Consider the following 19,164-nt stretch of genomic DNA (forward strand, 5'->3'; position numbering starts at 1 on the left):
GTGACTTCTGGAGGCAGTTCGTGCATGTCAAACGAAGAGTTCTCCTCGCACTGACCACCGCGGCGCTGGCAGTGACATCCCTCACTGCCGCACCCGCGGCCGCGGCACCGGTCCAGGTGCCGGGGCGTGACTACGGCAACGGGCCGGAACGCAACGAGGTGGCCGCGGCCGGTCCGGCGGCGGCCAAGCGCGCCGCCGGGCCGCTCGGTGAGAACAAGGCCGGCGTCCGCCAGGGCTACCCGCGCAAGACACAGCTGCGGGTGTACCCCGAGGACACCACGGACAAGTCGATCAAGCTCGGGCTCACGCCGTACCACGCGATCGCGCCCGAGCTGAACGCGTTGCAGGCCCGCAGCGACCGGATCTCCGTCGAGGTCGTCGGCCAGACCGGGCTCGGCCGTGACCTGTACCTGGTGACACTGACCGCGCCGGAGACGGCGATGGAGACCCGGCAACAGGACGCCTGGCGGGCGCTCATCGAGAACGACCCGGTCCGCGCGGCCCGCGACAAGGGCCTGGAGCGCGGCTACAAGGCGCCGGTGTGGATCAACAACAACATCCACGGCAACGAGTGGGAGGGCACCGACGCGGCCCTGCGCCAGATCGAGTACCTGGCGACCACGGACGACCCGGCTGCCAAGCGCCTGCTCGCCACCAGCCGCGTCTACTTCAACGTCACCGCGAACCCCGACGGCCGGGTGGCCGGCACCCGCGCGAACTCCGCCGGGTTCGACATGAACCGCGACTTCGTGACGAACACGCAGCCGGAGAACCGCGCCATGCGGGACATGATCATCGACACGCAGCCGGTGATCATGCTGGACGAGCACGGGTACGTCTCGGGCACGCTGATCGAGCCGACCGGTCCGCCGCACGGCCAGAACTACGACTTCGACCTCTACATCAGGCACGGCTACGCGGGCGGCCTGGAGATGGAGAAGGCCGTGCAGGGCCTCGGCTACCCGGAGGCACAGGACGTCGTGGTGCCGTTCCGCGACCTGCCGCCGGGTGAGTGGGACGGCTGGCCGCCGATCTTCACCGCGCAGTACGCGATGTACCACGGTGCCGTGTCGTACACGATCGAGATCCCGCTGCGGGTCAACAACGCCGCCTACGACCAGCTGCCGGTCGAGGAGCTGCGGCGGCGGTCGGCGATCAACACCGACGTGTCCGAGGCGACCATGAAGACCACGCTGTCGTACCTGTACCGGCACCGCGACGAGCTGGTGGACAACCAGATCGAGATCTTCCGGCGTGGCGCGGCCGGTGAGGCGCAGCGGTACCTCCCCGACGGGTTCGTGCCGGGCTTCGGACCGGAGGACCGGTTCACCACGGAGTTCCCGCGCGCGTACGTGATCCCGGCCGGTTCCGGGCAGCGGTCGGCGCCGGCGGCGGCACGGCTGGTGGACCTGCTCGTCGACCACGACGTGCGGGTGCGGCAGGCGACGCGGCCGTTCTCGCTGGGCGGGCGGAGCTACCCGGCGGGTTCGTACCTCGTGGACATGCACCAGCCGAAGCGGGCTCTGGCCAACGCCATGCTGGAGGCGGGCAAGGACCTGTCGAACGACGCTCCCCAGATGTACGACATCGCGGGCTGGAGCCACCGCCTGCTGTGGGGCGCCTCGGTGGACATCGTGCGCCACGGGCAGGTGCGGGTGCCGTCGCGGGACGTGGTGGCCGCGTCGCCGACCGGTGGCGTGGCCGCGGCTCCGGGCCGGGACCTCGCGCTGCGGGTGCTCGACGGCAAGGACGCGAGCGCGGTGAACGACCTGCTCGGGCGCGGTGTCGAGCTGCGGCGGCTGGCCGACGGGACGATCGTCGTGCCCGGGGCGTCGCGGGCGGCCGCCCGTGAGGTCGCGGACCGGTACGGCGTGCGGTTCACCGCGGCGAGCGGCGGGCAGGGGAGCCCGTTGCGGCACGTGACGGTCGCGGCCGCGGTGTCCGCCGACGAGCTGTTCGCGTTGCGGGAGATGGGCTTCGACGTGCGTCCGGTGTCGACGGCGACGCTCAACGCCGGGTACGACCTGTCGGGCGTCGACGTGCTGATGGTGTCGTCCGGCCTGCGGTACGACCAGCTCGTGCCCGCGGCGAAGGCGCGGGTGGACGCGTTGTTCGCGCGCGGCGGTGTGGTCACGCGCGGTGCGACGGGCTCGCGGTTCAACGCCGATGCCGGGCTGCTGCCGGTGACGGCGGTGCCGGGGCGCGGGGACGCGAACGGGATCGTGGACGTGGACAACTCGGGCGCCTCGGTGCTGACGGGGTCGACGCCGCAGTCGTTCGTGTACTCGCCACAGTGGTTCGTGCACCTCGGTGCCGGGGTCCGCGTCGAGCAGCGGTACGCGCCGGGCAACCCGCTGGTCGCGGGCCACTGGCTGCCGAACGAGAACGGCTCGGGCGGCCCGCAGGAGGCCGGCGGCCAGGCCGCGGTGGTCTCGGGCGAGGCGAAGGGCGCCCGGATCCTGATGTTCGGCACGGAACCGATGTTCCGCGCCCACCCGAAGGGCCTGTTCGCCCAGGTAGCCACCGCCATCTACTGGACCACCACCCGCTAAACCCCGCGAGTCGCGCTCTCAACCACCGCGAGTCGCGTTCTCAACCACCGCGAGTCGCGTTCACAACCACCGCGAGTCGCGCGCTCGCCCATACCGAGTTGTACGTTTCGTGCACATCCGCGGCGAGGCGGGCTGCACGAAACGTACAACTCGGTGCGTCTGGGCGCGCGACTCGCGGTGTTCTGGGGCGCGACTCGCGGTGTTTTGGGGCGCGACTCGCGGGGTTAGGCGCTGGGGGCCAGGCGGCGGAGTAGGCGTTCCACCGGGTTGCGGCGTGCGGGGTGTGGGGTGGTGCGTTGTAGTGCCACGAAGGCCGCGCCGATGGCTGCTTCTTCCGTTGGGGAGTCGCCTCGTTCTGTCAGGCCCGCGGCGTGGGCCAGTGCGCGGTGTTCGGCGTCGACGAGTGCGCGGAGGGACGCGGTGTCCGCGTGTGCGTCCAGGAGGGCCCGGAGGGCCTGGTTTTCTTCCGCTGTCCGGCGCCACGCCGCGCCTACCGCGTCCACCGGGTCCTCGTCGGAGAGTTCTGCCAGTTCCACGCGGGCCGTGAGCCGCTGGGTCCAGCGGTGGTGGAGTGCGAGCAGCAGTTCGTGCTCGTCGGGGAAGGCGTCGCTCGTGCGCAGCTCACCGGATTCGATGGCCGCGTTCAGTGCGTCTCTGCGGGCGTAGAAGTCCTGCCAGCCCATGGTTTGCCCCCTGCGTGATCGTGGTCATACCGTCGGTTTTCGACATACCGCCGGTATGGTCGAACAACATCAACGTACCACCGGTATGTGGCCCCTATGTGTCGTAACGTTGTGAGCGTGGTGACAATGCGGTCCAGGCGCGTCGACTACACCGAATCCACCAGGCAGGCCCTGGTCGACTCGGCCCTTCAGCTCTTCACGAAGCGTGGCTACGCGGCCACGTCCCTCGACACGATCGTCAAGAACGCCCGGGTGACCAAGGGCGCGCTCTACCACCACTTCAGCGGCAAGCAGGCGCTGTTCGAGGCCGCCTTCGACCAGGTCGAGACGGCGGCCATCGCGAAGCTCGCGACGGTGGTCGACGGTGACGGGTCGGCGTGGGCCCGGGCCATGGCGGGCATCCACGCCTACGTCGGCGTGTGCCTGGAACCGGCCTACCAGCGGATCGTCATCCACGAGGCGCCGGTCGTCATGGGCTGGGAGCGCTGGCGGGAGGCCGAGGAGCGCTTCAGCTACGGGCTCGTGCGCGCCACCGTCGAGTCGCTGATCTCCTCCGGGGAGATCGAGAAGCTGCCGGTCGAGGTGACCGCCCGCGTCCTGTTCGGCGCACTGCAGGCGGGCGCGGAGGCCATCGCGAGCGCGTCGGACCCGAAGAAGACGGCGGCCGACGTGACGAAGACCGTCACCGCCGTCATGGCGGGCATGCGACGGGCCGCCCTGCCCACGGGCGCGGGGGAGCCGCCTACCGCTGCGCCAGCTCGAAGCTGACGCCTGGGCTCGACGGCGTCCACCTCGGCAGCCAGCGGTCCTCGATCTCGAGGGTGCCCTCCAGGGCCGCCTGGACGCACTTCTCCGCGAGCGGCGCCACCTCGTCGACGGTCACCGTGCGGCCCAGTTCCTTCGACAGCGACGTCACACCCGCGTCCCGGATGCCGCACGGCACGATCCGGTCGAACGCGGCCAGGTCGGCGTTGCAGTTGATCTCGAAGCCGTGCATGGTGACGCCCCGCTGCACCCGGATGCCGATGGCGGCGATCTTGCGTTCCCACTGGCTGTCACTGCCCGGCAGCCACACGCCGCTGCGGCCCTCGACGCGGCCGGTGTGCACGCCCAGCTCGTCGCACACGGCGATCAGCGCCTGCTCGACGCGGCGCACGTACTGCACGACGTCCACCGGGTCGGCGAGCTTCACGATCGGGTAGCCGACCAGCTGCCCGGGACCGTGCCACGTGATCTTGCCGCCGCGGTCGACGTCGACGACCGGGGTGCCGTCGTCGGGCCGCTCGTCGGGCTCGGTGCGCTTGCCCGCCGTGTACACCGACGGGTGCTCCAGCAGCAGGAGCGTGTCCGGCCCGGTCTCGTCGGCACGAGCCGTCGCCACCTCGCGTTGCAGCTGCCACGCCTCGAGGTAGTCGATCGTGCCCAGCTCACGGACATGCACAGGAGCGCCAGACGCGCGACAGGAAGTCACGAACCCGACCCTACGCCGTCCACTCGCGACACGGGAGAGCGCTACTGGAGCAGCGACGACAGGGTCTCGTCGAGATCCACATGGCGGTGCGTGAAACCGTTGTGCGCCAGCACCGCCGGCACCATGCGCTGGCTGTAGAGGATCTCCCCGTCGCTGTCACCGGCCGCCAGCCGGATCGCGGGCGACGGCACGAACCACGGCGCCGGGCGTCGCGTGGCACGGCCGAACGCGGCGGTGAACTCGGTGTTGGTGACCGGGTTGGGGGAGCACACGTTCACCGCGCCGGACACGGAGTCGTGCTCGACGAGGTACCGGATCGCGGCAGTCTGGTCGGCCACGTGGATCCACGGCATGTACTGCCGCCCGTTGCCCAGCTTCCCGCCGAGCGCGAGCTTGAACAGCGGCTTGAGCATGCCGACGAGGCCGCCGCGCCGGGCCAGCACGTGCCCGGTCCGCAGCCGCACCACTCGGGCGCCCGCATCGGCCGCGCGTTCGGTCGCGGCCTCCCACCGGCCGCACAGGTCGGCGAGGAACCCGCTGCCGCGTGGCGCGGACTCCTCGACGACCTGGTCGCCCTTGTCGCCGTAGTAACCGGCCGCGGACGCGTTCACCAGCACCGGGACGCCCCGCTCCGCGACGGCCGCGGCCAGCACCTCGGTCGGCTCGACCCGGCTGTTGACCAGCAGCTGCCGCCGGGCGTGGCTCCAGCGGCCGCCCGCGATGGGCGCGCCGCACAGGTTCACCACGGCGTCCGCGCCGGCCAGGGCATCGTCGTCGATGCGCCCGGCCGGCGGGTCCCACGAACGTTCGTCGGCGCGCTTCGCGGTGCGCCGGACGAGCCGCAGCACGTCGTGGCCTGCCTCCCGCAGCTCGGTGACGAGCGCGGTGCCGATCAGGCCGGACGCACCGGCGACGACGACCTTCACAGACCGCTCCTCGCAGGCTCCGAGCGGCCGTTCGGGTCTCCCAGCGTCATCGGTTCGCTCCGCAAGCTCCGCTCACAAACCGAGTTCGCCCTCGAAGTTGCCTTCCTCCAGGCGGTTCTTGATCGTCGTCAGGAACCGGCCCGCGTCGGCGCCGTCCACCAGGCGGTGGTCGTAGGTCAGCGCCAGGTAGATCATCGAGCGGATGGCGATCGTGTCGTTGCCCTCGTCGTCGGTGATCACGACCGGGCGCTTCACGACCAGGCCGACACCCAGGATCGCCACCTGCGGCAGCTGGATGATCGGGGTGTCCCACAGCGCGCCCTGGCTGCCCAGGTTGGTCAGGTTGAACGTGGCGCCGAACAGCTCGTCCGGCGTGACCTTGTTCGCCCTGGTGCGCTCGGCGAGGTCGGCGATCTTGTGCGCGAGACCGGCGACGGAGAGGTCACCCGCGTTGTGGATGGCGGGGGTGAGCAGACCGCGCTCGGTGTCCACCGCGATGCCGAGGTGCTCGGCGCCGTGGTAGGTCACCTCCTTGGTCTCGTCGTTGATCGACGCGTTCAGCTTCGGGTGCTGCTTGAGCGCCTCGACCGTGGCCTTCGCGAAGAACGGCAGGAACGTGAGCTTCACGCCCTCGCGCTGCTGGAACGCGTTCTTGGCCCGCGAACGCAGCCTGGCGATCTTGGTCACGTCGACCTCGACCACCTGGGTCAGCTGCGCCGCGGTCTGCAGCGACTCGACCATGCGCCGCGACACCGTCTGGCGAAGGCGCGACATCTTCTCGGTCTTGCCGCGCAGGTCCGCGGACGGCGCCGGGGCGGCCTTTGCCGCGGCCGGAGCCGGTGCGGCGGGCGCGGGCGTCTTCGCGGCCTCGGCGGCGGCCAGCACGTCCTGCTTGCGGATGCGGCCACCGACGCCGCTGCCCTTGACCGACGACAGGTCGACGTCGTGCTCGGCGGCGAGCTTGCGCACCAGCGGCGTCACGTACGGGCCGTCGCCACGCGCGCCGTTGTCGGCCGCGGCGGGCGCGGGCTGCGGCTTCGGTGCGGGCTTGGGCGCCTCCTGCCTGGGCGCGGGGGCGGGCTCGGGCTTCGGCTCCGGCTTGGGTTCCGGCTTCGGGGCCTCCTGCTTGGGAGCCTCCTGCTTCGGGGCTTCCTGCTTGGGCGCCGCGCTGCCCGAGCCGACGATCGCGAGCTGCCCGCCGACCTCGACGGTCTCGTCCTCGGCCGCGGTGATCTCCAGCACGGTGCCCGCCACCGGCGACGGGATCTCGGTGTCGACCTTGTCGGTGGACACCTCGAGCAGCGGCTCGTCGACCGCCACGGTGTCGCCGACCTGCTTGAGCCACCGGGTGACGGTGCCCTCGGTGACGCTCTCGCCGAGCGCGGGCATGGTGACCGGGGTGCCCTCGGCGGAACCGCCGGAGTCACCGGAGGCTTGCGCGGGCGCCGCCTCCTGCTGCGGCTCGGGTTCCGGCTCGGGCTCGGACTCGGGCTCTGCCTCCGGCTCGGCGGCCTGGGTGTCACCCGAGTCGCCGGAGTCACCCGCGCCGTCCGCGGAGTCGCCGATGACGGCCAGCTCGGCGCCGACCTCGACGGTCTCGTCCTCCTCGGCGACGATCTTCTGCAGCACGCCTGCCGCGGGGGACGGGATCTCGGTGTCGACCTTGTCGGTGGACACCTCGAGCAGCGGCTCGTCGACCGCTACGGTGTCGCCCACCTGCTTGAGCCACCGGGTGACAGTGCCCTCGGTGACACTCTCGCCGAGCGCCGGCATCTGGACGGAGAACGCCATGGTTTCGCTGACTCCTTGAACTGATTGTGCTGGCCCTGCAGTGATGTTCGCTCCGCGAGCTCCGCTCAGGAGTGCACGTGCAGCGGCTTGCCTGCCAAGGCGAGGAACGCCTCGCCGAGCGCCTCGGTCTGGGTGGGGTGGGCGTGGATGAGCGGTGCGACGTCCTCGGGGTACGCCTCCCAGTTGTAGATCAACTGCGCCTCGCCGACAAGCTCGCCGACCCGCTCGCCGACCATGGTGATCCCGACGACCGGACCGTCCGGCGCCTTCACGAGCTTCACGCCGCCCGCGGTCTTCAGGATCTGGGACTTGCCGTTGCCGCTCAGCGCGTAGGTGTAGGTCTGCGCGCCGCCGAAGCGCTCCTTCGCCTGCGCCTCGGTCAGTCCGACGGACGCGACCTCCGGCTTGCAGTACGTCACGCGCGGGATCCCGGCCTCCTCGACCGGCCGCGGGTTCTGGCCCGCGATCTCCTCCGCGACGAAGATGCCGTGCGCGAAGCCGCGGTGCGCGAGCTGCAGGCCCGGCACCAGGTCGCCGACCGCGTAGACGCCGTCGAGGTTGGTGCGCAGGCGCTCGTCCGTGAGGACGAAGCCGCGCTCCATGTTCACCCCGGCCTCCTCGTAGCCGTGGCCCGCGCTGTTGGGGCCGCGGCCGACGGCGACCAGGAGCGTGTCCGCCTCGATGGTCTCGCCGGACTCCAGCGACACGGTCACGGCGTTGTCGCTCTGCTCCGCGCCGGTGAACTTCACGCCGGTCTTGTACTTGATGCCGCGCTTGCGGAACGCGCGCTCCAGCTGCTTGGACGCCCACTCGTCCTCGAGCGGCACGAGCCGGGGCAGCGCCTCGACGATCGTGACGTCCGCGCCGAACGACGCCCACACGCTCGCGAACTCGACGCCGATCACGCCGCCGCCGAGCACGACCACGCTCTGGGGGATGTAGTCCAGGTGCACGGCCTGGTCGCTGGTGATGATCCGGCCGCCGATCTCCAGCCCGGGGAGCGTCTTCGCGTACGACCCGGTGGCGAGCACGACGTTCTTGCCGGTGTACCGCTGACCGTTCACCTCGACGGTGTTCTGCCCGACGAACGTGCCGGAGCCCTCGACGATCTGGACCTTGTTGGCCTTCGCGAGCCCCTGCAGGCCCTTGTACAGGCCGCCGACGATGCCGTCCTTGTAGGAGTTGACGCCCGCGATGTCGATGCCCTCGAGGGAGGACTTCACCCCGAACTGGTCGCCCTCGCGCGCGAGGTCCGCGACCTCCGCGGCGTGCAGCAGCGCCTTCGTGGGGATACACCCGCGGTGCAGGCAGGTGCCACCGAGCTTGTCCTTCTCGACCAGGATCACGGACATGCCGAGCTCGGCCGCGCGGAAGGCGCAGGCGTAGCCGCCCGAACCGCCACCCAGGATCACGAGGTCAGCGGAAGTATCAGTCACAGGTTCTCCTCGGGGCCGGTCAGCGCCTTATGGGCACACCACACATCATCTTGTCACTACGTGCGGCAGGCTTGCGAGGTGGCCGCACAGGCACAATGAAGGGGACGAAGTTCACGTATCGGAGGTACCCACTGTGGGGATGTTCCGCCGGAAGAAGAGTGCTGGGCAGGTTCGGAGCGCCAGTAAGGCGGACACCTCGCACCTGGACGAATGGGCGTCGTCCCGGACAGGTGTCGAGGCGTACGTGGAACCGCGCACGCATGTGACTGAAACCACTGTTCTGCTGGTCGCGCACGACGGCGAGTGGACGCGGCGCCGCATCGCCGACGTGGACGCCGCCCGGCAGTTCGCGCGCAAGCGGTCGATGCCGCTGTACGAGGTGGAGCGGGTGGGGTACCCGAAGCGGATGCGGGAGTACCAGGAGCGTCAGAAGCGCCAGAGCAGCTGATCAGCCTCCTTTTGCGGGCTCCCCAAGAACGGGGTCTTCTGACAGGCTGACGCGCAATCCTTCGTCGTCGGTGAGGACTTGGCGTGAGCGTCACTGCTGTTGTCGACTTCGGCAGTTCGCACACCGTCACCGTCGTCCACGTGCCGGGCTTCGTGCCCCGCGTGGTCACCGTGGACGGCGAGCCGTGGCTGTCGTCCGCCGTGTTCCTGTCCCGGGACGACGCGCTCGTCGTCGGCACGGACGCGGTGCGGATGGGCGTCGCGGACCCGTCGCGGCTGGAGACCGGTGCGAAGGCGCGGCTGGCGAAACGCGAGGTCCTGCTCGGTGACACCGTCGTGCCGGTCACGACCGTCGTGCGCGCGGTGCTGGCGAAGGCCGTCCGCGCGGCCGCGGCGGTCGCGGGCGCACCCGTCGACCACCTAGTGCTCACGCACCCCGCGAGCTGGAGCACCGAACGGCTCGGCGGGTTGCTGTCGGCCGCGTCCGGTGTGGCGGCACGGATCAGCACGATCGCCGAACCGGTCGGCGCGGGTGTCTGGTTCGCGACACGGGGCGAGGTCGGGGTCGACGGCGCGGACCGGTTGCCGCTGGGTGCCGCGGTCGGCGTGCTGGACGTCGGCGGCGGGAGCGTCGACGTGTCCGTGGTGCGGCGCGAGCGGACGGGCATCGTCGTGGTCGGCCGCGCGACCATCCCGGACCTCGGCGGCGACGACTTCGACCAGCGGCTCGCGGACCACCTGCGGGCGACCGTGCCGGGGCTCGCGGACCGGCTGGCCGACGCGGCCACGCCGGAGCTCGTGCGGCTGCGGGAACGGGTGGCGTTCCGGCAGGAAATGCGGCGTGCCAAGGAGTTGCTGTCCCGGCACGACCGCGTCGACGTGCGGCTGCCCGGCGGTCTGCCCGCCGCCACGCTGACCAGGGCCGACCTGGAGCGGGTGCTGTACCGCGACCTCGACCGGATCACCGCGTTCACGCTGCGGGCCATCCTCCACGCCGGGGTCGAGGCATCCGAGCTGACGGCGTTGCAGCTGGTCGGCGGGTCCACGCGGATCCCGTTGCTGCGGCGGTTGCTGGCCGAGGTCGTGCCGGTGCCGATCCAGCTGGACGACCAGCCGGAGTCGGTGGTGGCGCTGGGGGCGTGCGCGGTCGCCGTGTCACACAGCGGGTCACGGGTCGCGGTGCCACGCCACGCGCAGGTCGCCGCGCACCGGCCGCCGGGGCTCGTCGGGCTGGTGCTCGTGGTCGCGCTGGCGGTCGCCGGGATCGCGTACTCGCTGCTGCGGCCCGCCGAGCCGGTCGGCGGGGATGCCGTCGCCACGACGGAGCGGTTCGCGCTGCCCGCGGCGGTGCACGGGGCGCCGCTGGTCACCGCGGGCGTGGCGACCGACGGGCTGGTGACCGGGCGGCTCGGCGTGCCGGTGCGGATGTTCGACGGGGTCACCGACGTGGACTGGACCGTGCGCGAGCTGCGTGACCCGGCCACCGACGACATGGTGGCCGTCGGCGCGGTCGCACCGTCCTCGAGCGTGCGGTGGGTGGTCGTGGACGCGTCGATCCGCGCGCGGGACGACGTCGCCGCGCCCTACTACCTCGAGGACACGTTCCTCATGAACGACCGCGGGCTGCTGATCCCGCCGGCCGGCGACGTGGCCATGCCCGCGTCGTGCCCCACCGAACGACCGCGGCGGCTGTCCGCGGGGGACGAGGCGCGGCAGTGCCTCGCGTTCGTGGTGGCGGCGCGAACGCCCGTGCGTGCGGTCGTGATCAGCAAGGTGTCCGGCGGACGGCAGGTGGGCGTGACCGTGCCGGTGCGGGGCGCGGAGCCCGTCATCAGCGGCCCTGCCGCGCCGGCGCTGGCGCCCGGCACACAGCGGCCGTTCGCCAGCGGCGGGGTGCCGGTGCGCGCGGCGGTCGTCGACGTCGTGACCTGGGCCGGTGCCTACGCCGATCTCGCGGTCGTCGACCGGCCGGGATCGCGGGCCGTGGTCGTGCGCGCGGTGGTGGCGGCGACGAGTTCGGTGTCCGTGCCCGCGCTCGCCGCGCGGCTGGTGCTGCGGGACGACCGCGAGCAGCCGGTGGCGGCGCGGACGGTGTCCGCCCGGCAGGGGTGCGCGGCGGAGACGGCGGCGGGCCGGTTCACACTGTGCGTCGTGTTCGTGGTGCCCGCCCGCATGCCGCTCGGTTCGGTGGCGTGGTCGGGTGACGACGCGAGCCCGTTCTCCTGGGGGTTGCGATGACGTTGGTGATCGACCTCGGGACCGTCAACACGGTCGCCATGCTCGACGGGCGCCTGGTGACCGTGGACGGCGCGCCGTGGCTGCCGTCCGTGGTGCACCAGGGTGTGGTCGGTGCGGACGCGCTGGCACTCGCGGGCGGCCGGGCGGTGCGGGACCTGAAGGCGCGGCTCGACCCGGACGACGTGCGGACGTTGTTCGCGCGTGTCCTGTCGGCGGCACGCGACCAGGGCGGCGTGCTCGGCGACGTGGTGGTGACCCATCCCGCGGACTGGCCGCCGGAGCGGGTGGCGGTGCTCGTGTCGGCCGCGGGCACGTGGGCACGGGCCCTGCCCGAGCCGGTGGCCGTAGCGGCCCTGCACGGCGTCGAGACCGCGCTGGTCGTGGACGCGGGCGGCGGCACGTGGGACGTCGCCGCGGTGCACGGGCGGTCGGTGGCCGCGACGGCGACGCTTCCCTTCGGCGGCAACGACGTCGACCGGCTGATCGTCGAACGGGTACGGCCGTCTCTGCGTGGCCCGGCCGACGACGGCGTGCTGCTCCCGTCCGCGCGGACGGGCAAGGAACTGCTGTCCCGCCACGAGACGACGGAGATCGTGCTCCCGGACCACCGGGCCGTGCGCCTGGACCGCGCCGAGTTCGAACGTCTGGTGGCGGGGCACGTGGACCGGCTCGCCCGGCTGGCGGCGAAGGTCGGTGCGCGGGCGGGCGCGACGCGCGTGCTGCTCGTGGGCGGGTCGAGCCGGATGCCGCTGCTGGCCCGCCGTCTCGCTGAGGTGACCGGGCTGCCGGTCACCACGGACCCGGAACCGGAGACGGCCGTGGCGCGTGGCGCGCAGCTGCTGTCCCGGCCCGTCGTGCTGGAGGACCCGCTCGCCGCGCCACCGGAACCCGCCACCCCGCCCGCACCACCGGTCCCGCCGCCGGTCTCGCCGCCTGCCCCGGCCGCGCCGCCGCGCGTCCGGCGCGCTCCGGCACGCAAACCGCTCGCGGTGGCGCTTCTGCTCCTGCTGGTCGCGGCCGTGGCCGTCGTCGCGGGCGGCAAGAAGGTCATGGACGGCCGTCCTGTCGCCGTCGCCCTGCCGCCACCGCTGCCCGAGGTGTCGATCCCGCCCGCCGTGGCCGGGAACGAGGTGGTCAACGCGGAGATCGCCACGTTCACGTCCGGTGCGCTCGGCGAGGCCGTCGAGTACCGCTATCCCGGCGGCACCACGTTCATGGTCACGTTCACCGGGGTCGAGACGGCCGTGACCGCGCTGCAGCCCTACGGCGAGGCGCCGGACGGGTTCCGCTGGCTCGTGCTGCGCCTCCACGTCGCGAACGTCGAGGGACCCGACTTCGCGGACGACCCGCTGGAGAGCGTCGCCGTCCTCGACGACCGGGGCCAGTGGTTGCGACAGCCCTACGGCGCCGGGCAGGTGGCCTGCACGCCCGGCGTGCCGCCCCCGAACCGGCTTCCCGCCGAGTCGGAGGTCGACCTGTGCGGGGTCGTCGCCGTGCCCGAGGCGACACCGGTCACCGCCGTCCTGTTCGGCGTGCGGTCGCCGGAGGCACAGGCGCCGCTGCGGTTCGCGGTCGACGTGCCCGCCGCCCGCGACCGGTCGGCACCCATGCGCACGGTCGGCAGGCTCGGCGGGGACGCGGTGACCGTTGACGGGCTGCGTGCCAGGGTCGACCTGGTCAGCACCCCGTCCGGCTACCTGAACAGGCAGGCGCCCGCACCCGGGCACCGGTTGGTGGTCGTGCGCGTGGCGATCACCGCGACCGGGCAACGGCACCTCACCGTCGCGCTACGGGACGACCGCGGCGCGTTCCTGTCCGGGCGCATAGAAGTGCTGCGCGGGTGCCCCGTGCTGCCCGGCCCGCTGGTGCCGGACACGCCGGTGTACGGCTGCCGCGTGTTCGAGGTCGCCGCCGACACACCGGTCGTCGGGGTCACGTTCGTCGGCCGCGGCCCGGACATGACCCGCTGGCCGACGTGGCGTGACTAGCCGTTCTCGGCGATGTCCGCGAGCACGGCGGCCAGCGTGCGCACCGGCTGGCCGGTGCCACCCTTCGGGGTGTAGCCCCACGGGCCGCCGTTGTTGAAGGCCGGGCCCGCGACGTCCAGGTGCGCCCACGGCACGCCCTCGGCGACGAACTCGCGCAGGAACAGGCCCGCGACCAGCATGCCGCCCCACCGGTGCCCGGCGACGTTCGCGAGGTCGGCGAGCCGTGAGTCCAGGTCGGCGCGCAGCTCCTCGGGCAGCGGCATCGGCCAGCCGCCCTCGCCGGTTGCCTGCGCGATGGCGGCCACGCGGTCGCGGAACTCGTCCGAGCCCATGATCCCGGCGGTGCGGCGGCCGAGTGACACGATCTGCGCGCCGGTCAGCGTGGCCGCCTCGACCAGGTAGTCCGGGCCGTCCTCGCAGGCGCGGACGATCGCGTCCGCGAGGATGAGCCTGCCCTCGGCGTCGGTGTTGAGCACCTCGACGGTCTTGCCGCCGTACATGGTGAGCACGTCACCCGGCCGGTACGCGGCACCCGAGGGCATGTTCTCGGCCATCGGCACGGTCGCGGTCAGCTCGAGCGGGTACTTGAGCTTCGCGGCGAGCACCATGGTGGCGACGATCGCGGCCGCACCGGACATGTCGGAGGTCATCTCGTCCATGTTCGCGGCGGGCTTGATCGAGATGCCGCCGGTGTCGAACGTGATGCCCTTGCCGACGAGCGCGACCTTCTTGCGTGCCTTCGGGCCCTTCCAGGACATCCGCACCACGCGCGGCGGGCGGGAAGAGCCCATGCCGACGCCCAGCACGCCGCCGAAGCCACCCTTGCGGAGCGCCTTCTCGTCGAGGATCTCGACCTCCACCCCGGCGGCCTTGCCGAGCGCGGCGGCCCGCTCGGCGAACGACGCGGGGAACAGGTCGTTGGGTGGGGTGTTCACCAGGTCGCGGGCGGTGCACACGGCCTCGGCGATCGCCGTCGCTGCCTTGAGCGTGGCCCGGTGGTCCTTCGCGGCGCCCTCGGCGGGGGCGACGACGTCGACCCGTTCGACCGGCCGTTCCCCCGTGTCCGAGCGGTACTCGGTGAACCGGTAAGCGCCCAGCACGATGCCCTCGACCGCGGCCTGCAGGTCCACAGTGGACAACGTGGTGACCGCGCGGGCGGTGCCGGCGAGCGCGCGGGCCGCGGCGCCGGACGCGCGGCGCACCTGCTCCGCGGTCGGTCCGTCGCCAGTGGACCTGCCGAGCCCGGCCGCGACCACGAGCCCGGCCTTGACCTTGCCCATGCTCGGGATCTTCACGACCTCGTCCTGCGCGCCGGTGGCACCGACGGTGCGCAGGACCTCGGCGAGGGTGCCGCCGAACGCGGCGTCGACCCGCTCGCTCCCCGGCGCCAGCGCGACGCCCGATCCGTTGCCGTCCTGCACGGTGCCGATGATCACCGCGTCGGCGGTGGCCTCGTCAGCCGTGGTGGTGGTCAGAGACAGCTTGGGCGCGGTCAACGAAAGCTCCTGTCGCTCGGTTGCTGACGCATGCTAACGACATGTTTCACACCTGCCCACCGTCAGGTGGCGCTGGGCACGTCTGACACGGTGGTCACGTGACCGATCGGCTACCCCTGGTGGACGGGCTCGCGCGCGGTGTCGCACCCGCCTTCGGCGCGGGACTTTTCCTCGGCCTGGCACCAGCTTCCGCGCTCGCCGGGTGGTGGCTGGTGGCCGGGCTGGTGCTCGCCTCGGCCGCCGCGGTCCTGTTGGCACTGTCCATACCGGACACGACGCCCGGTCCCGTCGCGTCATCACTGGGAATACTGGGAAGGATTGCCGCGGCCGTGGCGGTCGCCGCCACCTTCGGTGTGTACGTGATGCCGGAACGGTTACAGGTCGGTGCGGTCGTGCTGGTCGTCGCGGTCGCTGCCGTGGTGCTGCTCGCGCCGCCGTTGCCGCCCGTGGTCGACCGGATCGCCGCCGTGGTCGTGGTGGGTGTGCTCGTGGTGGTGGCCGTGTCGTGCTTCACGATCGTGCCGATCGCGCCACCCGTCGCCCCGGCGCCGGACGCCCCGGGCGCGGACGAGCCCCTCGGCCTGCTGCCGTCGGCGGCACTGCTCTATCTGTGCTTCGTCGGCGGGCGGACCACCCGGCGGGCGCGACCGGCGGTGGTCGTGGTGGTGCTGGCCGTCAGCGCCGCGGTCGCGGTCGGGGCGCTGCGCCAGCTCGGCGGTGAGCGGCTCGCGCTGTCACCCGCGCCGCTGCGGGACGTGCTCACGGCCGCCGACGCGGCGTCGATCGACGGGCTGCTCGCCGCCGGCGTCACCGTGGCGTGCGCGTTCGCGCTCCGTGCCTGCCTGACCGACGTGCGTGACTTCGCGCCGGGGCGTCGTTCACCGGTGGCCGCGGTCGTGCTCGCGGCCGGGGTCGCCGCGCTGGGCTCGCTGGTGCTCGAACCGGAACATGCCCTGGTCGGAGCGGCCGTACTGCTGCTGGGTGAGGCCGTGATCCGCGTGGTCGCCGGTCGTATGGATCGGGCATAGTAGGACGTCCAACAGTCCGTCCGCCGCGATGTTCGCTCCGCAAGCCCCGCTCAGGCGATTCTCCCAGCGGCCCGTCGAGAGTTACGGTGCTTTCCATGACACAGCAGTCATTCACCAGGACTCCCCATCCGGCGCCGGCGACCCCGGAGCGGATCGCGGCGGTATTGGCCAACCCGGGTTTCGGAGCGCATTTCACCGACCACATGGTGACCGCGCGCTGGAACCGCACCGACGGTTGGCACGGGGCGACGGTCGAACCGTACCGCCCGATCGAGCTGGACCCCGCGGCCATGGTGCTGCACTACGGCCAGGCGATCTTCGAGGGTCTCAAGGCGTACCGGCACGCCGACGGGTCCATCCAGTCGTTCCGCCCCGAGGCCAACGCCGACCGGTTCCGCCGCTCAGCCCGCCGCCTCGCCATGCCCGAGCTGCCCGACGAGCTGTTCCTCGGCTCGCTGCGCGAACTGGTCGCGGTCGACGGGCACTGGGTGCCGTCGGCCGACGAGGAGTCCCTCTACCTGCGGCCGTTCATGATCTCCACCGAGGTGGGGCTGGGCGTGCGACCCGCGTCCGAGTACCTGTACGTGCTGATCGCCTCGCCCGCCGGCTCGTACTTCGCGAGCGGCGTCAGGCCGGTGAGCGTGTGGCTGTCCACCGAGTACGTGCGTGCCGCTCCCGGTGGTACGGGCGCCGCCAAGTTCGCGGGCAACTACGCCGCGTCGCTGGTCGCGCAGGCGCAGGCCGCCGAGCAGGGCTGCGACCAGGTGGTGTGGCTCGACGCCGTCGAGCGCCGCTGGGTCGAGGAGATGGGCGGGATGAACCTGTTCTTCGTCTTCGGCTCGGGTCCGTCCGCCCGCGTGGTGACCCCGGAACTGACCGGATCGCTCCTGGCGGGCATCACCCGCGACTCGCTGCTGGCGATGGCGTCGGAGCTGGGCTACCAGGTCGAGGAGCGCCGCATCTCGACCGAGGAGTGGGAGAAGAAGGTCGAGTCCGGTGAACTGACCGAGGTCTTCGCGTGCGGCACGGCCGCCGTCATCACCCCGGTCGGCTCGGTCAAGCACGCCGACGGCGGCTTCACCATCAACGGCGGCGAGCCGGGCCCGGTGTCGATGCGCCTGCGCGAGACGCTGACCGCCCTCCAGCGCGGCACGGCCCCCGACCCGCACGGCTGGATGACCAAGCTCAGCTGAGTTGTCCACAGCCACACCGGTTGTCCACAGGCAAGATCGACTTCGGTCCCTCTGTCGGTGGACACCGGTAGGCTGGCATGGCGGGTGGCCCCCGGGATGGGGTGGGGGTTGGTCACGTACTGGGGGGCGACGTTTTCGCAGGTCAGGGCGCTAGGGTGACCAGTACGGCGGTTGTCGCCAGTTCGCTCGCCGCGCCGAGCACGTCGCCGGTGACGCCGCCGAACCGCCTCCTCGCGTGGTGGACCAGAAGCACGACCAGCCCCGTGGCGACCGCGATCGCCACCGGGCCCCGCCATCCCTGCGTGACCGACCCCGCCGCCAGTGCGACCACCCACCCGACCGGGACCAGCGTCGGCTGGCTCCCCGCCACCAGCGCGCCCAGGCCCTCCGGCCGGGCGGCGGGCACCGCCCGGTGGCAGCAGATCGTGAACGCCACCCGTCCCGTCGCGACGGCGAGTACCAGCGCCTGCCAGTCGTGGATCGCCGCGGCCTGAGCGCCCAGCACCAGCACGATCGCGACCACCCCGAACGGCCCGACCGGACCGTCGCGCATGATGTCGAGTGCCTTCTCCGGGCCCTTGTACGAGCCCAGCCCGTCGGCGGTGTCGGCGAGCCCGTCGAGGTGCATGCCGCGCGTCGCCAGCGCAAGGAACGCCACCACCAGGACGCCGCCGAGCAAGCCCTTGTCGAGCAGCACCAGCAGGCCCGCCGCGGCGCCGCCCAGAACCAGGCCGACGACCGGCGCGAACGTGATCGCCCACCGCGCGACGTCCCGGTCGACGTGCGGCACGTGCACGGGGAGGACGGTCAGCCAGGAGAAGGCCAGCCGGAGCCCGGCGAGCATCAGCTGTCGGCTGGCTCTTCTTCGGGCGCCTCGGCGTCCTCTGCCGGGCCGCTCACGCCCGCGTCCGCGAACGTCGCCATGTCCGTCAGCACTCGGACGGCCATCGTGACCAGGGGGATCGCCGCCGCGGCGCCCGAACCCTCACCGAGCCGCATGTCCATCTCCAGCAGCGGCTTCATGTCCAGCTGCTCCAGCACCAGCGTGTGCGCGGGCTCGGTCGACCGGTGCCCGGCCACCCACCACGCACGCGCACCCGGCGCCAGCTCCTCCGCCAGCAACGCCGCCGCGCTCGACACCACCCCGTCCAGCACCACCGGGGTCCGCCGTACCGCGGCCTGGGCGAGGAACGCCGCCATCGCGGTGATGTCCGCGCCCGCGACCGTCCGCAGCAGCGCCACCGGGTCGGCCGTCACCGGCTTCGCACGGCGCAGCGCGTCGCGGATGGCGGCGGTCTTGCGCATCCACGTCTGGTCGTCGATGCCCGTTCCCCGGCCGACCACCGCGACCGGCTCGGCCCCGGTCAGCGCCGCCACCAGCACCGCGGCCGGGGTCGTGTTCCCGATGCCCATGTCGCCCGCGACCAGCAGGTCGGCGCCCGAGTCGACCTCCTCGTCCGCGATCGCCCTGCCCGCCGCCAGCGCGGCCTCGACCTCGTCCTCGGTCAGCGCGTCCTCGACGTCGATCGCGCCGGAGGAGCGGCGCACCTTCTTCCCGTCCGCCGTGGTGTCGGTCGCGACCGACATGTCGACCACCCGCACGGTCGCGCCGGCGACCTCCGCCAGCACGTTGATCGCCGCGCCACCCGCCTGGAAGTTCGCCACCATCTGCGCGGTGACCTCGCTCGGGTACGCGGACACGCCCTTCGCCGCGACGCCGTGGTCGCCGGCGAACACGACCACCCTGGGGCGCGACAGCGGCTTCGGTGGGCACTGCCCCTGGCACGCGGCGAGCCACGTCCCCAGCTCCTCCAGCCGACCCAGCGACCCCAGCGGCTTCGTGAGCTGGGCGTGCCGTTCTTCTGCCGCCTGCCGCACGGACTCGTCGGGTGGGCTGACGACGTCGAACTCCATG

General features: G+C 72.5%; 15 protein-coding genes. 7 read left to right on the forward strand and 8 right to left on the reverse strand.

The window, feature by feature from the left end:
• Nucleotides 1-71 precede the first annotated feature (71 nt).
• Nucleotides 72-2,552 carry a M14 family zinc carboxypeptidase gene (locus ACIBVP_RS11730; RefSeq protein WP_396106034.1) on the forward strand — a complete coding sequence of 827 codons (2,481 nt, stop codon included), beginning with the start codon at nt 72-74 and terminating at the stop codon, nt 2,550-2,552.
• Nucleotides 2,553-2,776: 224 nt separating this feature from the next.
• Here ACIBVP_RS11730 and ACIBVP_RS11735 read toward each other — a convergent pair whose 3' ends face one another.
• Complete coding sequence (locus ACIBVP_RS11735; protein ID WP_396106035.1) at nt 2,777-3,235, reverse strand: hypothetical protein; 459 nt, start codon at nt 3,233-3,235, stop codon at nt 2,777-2,779.
• A gap of 126 nt (nt 3,236-3,361) precedes the next feature.
• On the opposite strand from ACIBVP_RS11735, the gene ACIBVP_RS11740 reads away from it, so the two are divergent.
• The gene (locus tag ACIBVP_RS11740; RefSeq protein ID WP_396106036.1) at nt 3,362-4,003 is read left to right on the forward strand and encodes a TetR/AcrR family transcriptional regulator; all 642 of its coding nucleotides are present in this window, start codon (nt 3,362-3,364) and stop codon (nt 4,001-4,003) included.
• Here ACIBVP_RS11740 and lipB read toward each other — a convergent pair.
• The 4 genes from lipB to lpdA form a co-directional block, all read right to left on the reverse strand.
• Nucleotides 3,978-4,706: a lipoyl(octanoyl) transferase LipB gene (gene lipB / locus ACIBVP_RS11745; protein WP_396106037.1), complete on the reverse strand. Its 729-nt coding sequence runs from the start codon at nt 4,704-4,706 to the stop codon at nt 3,978-3,980. The genes ACIBVP_RS11740 and lipB overlap by 26 nt on opposite strands.
• Before the next feature lie 41 nt (nt 4,707-4,747).
• On the reverse strand, nt 4,748-5,632 hold the full coding sequence (locus tag ACIBVP_RS11750) for a TIGR01777 family oxidoreductase (protein ID WP_396106038.1): 885 nt from the start codon (nt 5,630-5,632) through the stop codon (nt 4,748-4,750).
• A gap of 72 nt (nt 5,633-5,704) precedes the next feature.
• Complete coding sequence (gene sucB, locus ACIBVP_RS11755) at nt 5,705-7,423, reverse strand: 2-oxoglutarate dehydrogenase, E2 component, dihydrolipoamide succinyltransferase (RefSeq protein WP_396106039.1); 1,719 nt, start codon at nt 7,421-7,423, stop codon at nt 5,705-5,707.
• 65 nt (nt 7,424-7,488) lie between these two features.
• Entirely contained in the window at nt 7,489-8,859 is a 1,371-nt protein-coding gene (gene lpdA, locus ACIBVP_RS11760; RefSeq protein ID WP_396106040.1) for a dihydrolipoyl dehydrogenase, read from the reverse strand.
• A gap of 139 nt (nt 8,860-8,998) precedes the next feature.
• On the opposite strand from lpdA, the gene ACIBVP_RS11765 reads away from it, so the two are divergent.
• From ACIBVP_RS11765 to ACIBVP_RS11775, 3 genes are all read left to right on the forward strand, one after another.
• Complete coding sequence (locus tag ACIBVP_RS11765; protein WP_396106411.1) at nt 8,999-9,307, forward strand: oxidoreductase; 309 nt, start codon at nt 8,999-9,001, stop codon at nt 9,305-9,307.
• A gap of 83 nt (nt 9,308-9,390) precedes the next feature.
• Nucleotides 9,391-11,544, forward strand: coding sequence for an Hsp70 family protein (locus ACIBVP_RS11770; protein WP_396106041.1), 2,154 nt, complete (start codon nt 9,391-9,393; stop codon nt 11,542-11,544).
• Complete coding sequence (locus ACIBVP_RS11775; RefSeq protein ID WP_396106042.1) at nt 11,541-13,532, forward strand: Hsp70 family protein; 1,992 nt, start codon at nt 11,541-11,543, stop codon at nt 13,530-13,532. Before ACIBVP_RS11770 ends, ACIBVP_RS11775 begins: the two co-directional genes overlap by 4 nt.
• Here the strand turns inward: ACIBVP_RS11775 and ACIBVP_RS11780 are convergent.
• Nucleotides 13,529-15,028, reverse strand: coding sequence for a leucyl aminopeptidase (locus ACIBVP_RS11780; RefSeq protein ID WP_396106043.1), 1,500 nt, complete (start codon nt 15,026-15,028; stop codon nt 13,529-13,531). The two genes, ACIBVP_RS11775 and ACIBVP_RS11780, sit on opposite strands and share 4 nt — an antisense overlap.
• A 98-nt stretch (nt 15,029-15,126) precedes the next feature.
• On the opposite strand from ACIBVP_RS11780, the gene ACIBVP_RS11785 reads away from it, so the two are divergent.
• Nucleotides 15,127-16,056, forward strand: coding sequence for a hypothetical protein (locus ACIBVP_RS11785; RefSeq protein WP_396106044.1), 930 nt, complete (start codon nt 15,127-15,129; stop codon nt 16,054-16,056).
• Nucleotides 16,057-16,151: 95 nt separating this feature from the next.
• Entirely contained in the window at nt 16,152-17,249 is a 1,098-nt protein-coding gene (locus ACIBVP_RS11790; RefSeq protein WP_396106045.1) for a branched-chain amino acid aminotransferase, read from the forward strand.
• 142 nt (nt 17,250-17,391) lie between these two features.
• Here ACIBVP_RS11790 and cobS read toward each other — a convergent pair whose 3' ends face one another.
• Nucleotides 17,392-18,093 (reverse strand): adenosylcobinamide-GDP ribazoletransferase, encoded by a 702-nt coding sequence (gene cobS, locus ACIBVP_RS11795; RefSeq protein ID WP_396106046.1) that lies wholly within the window; start codon nt 18,091-18,093, stop codon nt 17,392-17,394.
• Complete coding sequence (gene cobT, locus ACIBVP_RS11800; protein WP_396106047.1) at nt 18,093-19,163, reverse strand: nicotinate-nucleotide--dimethylbenzimidazole phosphoribosyltransferase; 1,071 nt, start codon at nt 19,161-19,163, stop codon at nt 18,093-18,095. The genes cobS and cobT overlap by 1 nt, the downstream gene beginning before the upstream one ends.
• Nucleotide 19,164 lies beyond the last annotated feature (1 nt).

It is taken from the genome of Actinophytocola sp. NPDC049390, assembly GCF_044466355.1.
GTDB lineage: Bacteria > Actinomycetota > Actinomycetes > Mycobacteriales > Pseudonocardiaceae > Actinophytocola.

What these genes read in the sequence shown, in the direction of transcription:
- sucB (WP_396106039.1), bottom strand. Translation starts at nt 7,423, where the DNA reads ATGGCGTTCTCCGTCCAGATGCCGGCGCTCGGCGAGAGTGTCACCGAG.
- ACIBVP_RS11765 (WP_396106411.1), top strand. Translation starts at nt 8,999, where the DNA reads ATGTTCCGCCGGAAGAAGAGTGCTGGGCAGGTTCGGAGCGCCAGTAAG.
- cobT (WP_396106047.1), bottom strand. Translation starts at nt 19,163, where the DNA reads ATGGAGTTCGACGTCGTCAGCCCACCCGACGAGTCCGTGCGGCAGGCG.
- ACIBVP_RS11735 (WP_396106035.1), bottom strand. Translation starts at nt 3,235, where the DNA reads ATGGGCTGGCAGGACTTCTACGCCCGCAGAGACGCACTGAACGCGGCC.
- ACIBVP_RS11775 (WP_396106042.1), top strand. Translation starts at nt 11,541, where the DNA reads ATGACGTTGGTGATCGACCTCGGGACCGTCAACACGGTCGCCATGCTC.
- cobS (WP_396106046.1), bottom strand. Translation starts at nt 18,093, where the DNA reads ATGCTCGCCGGGCTCCGGCTGGCCTTCTCCTGGCTGACCGTCCTCCCC.
- ACIBVP_RS11790 (WP_396106045.1), top strand. Translation starts at nt 16,152, where the DNA reads ATGACACAGCAGTCATTCACCAGGACTCCCCATCCGGCGCCGGCGACC.
- ACIBVP_RS11740 (WP_396106036.1), top strand. Translation starts at nt 3,362, where the DNA reads ATGCGGTCCAGGCGCGTCGACTACACCGAATCCACCAGGCAGGCCCTG.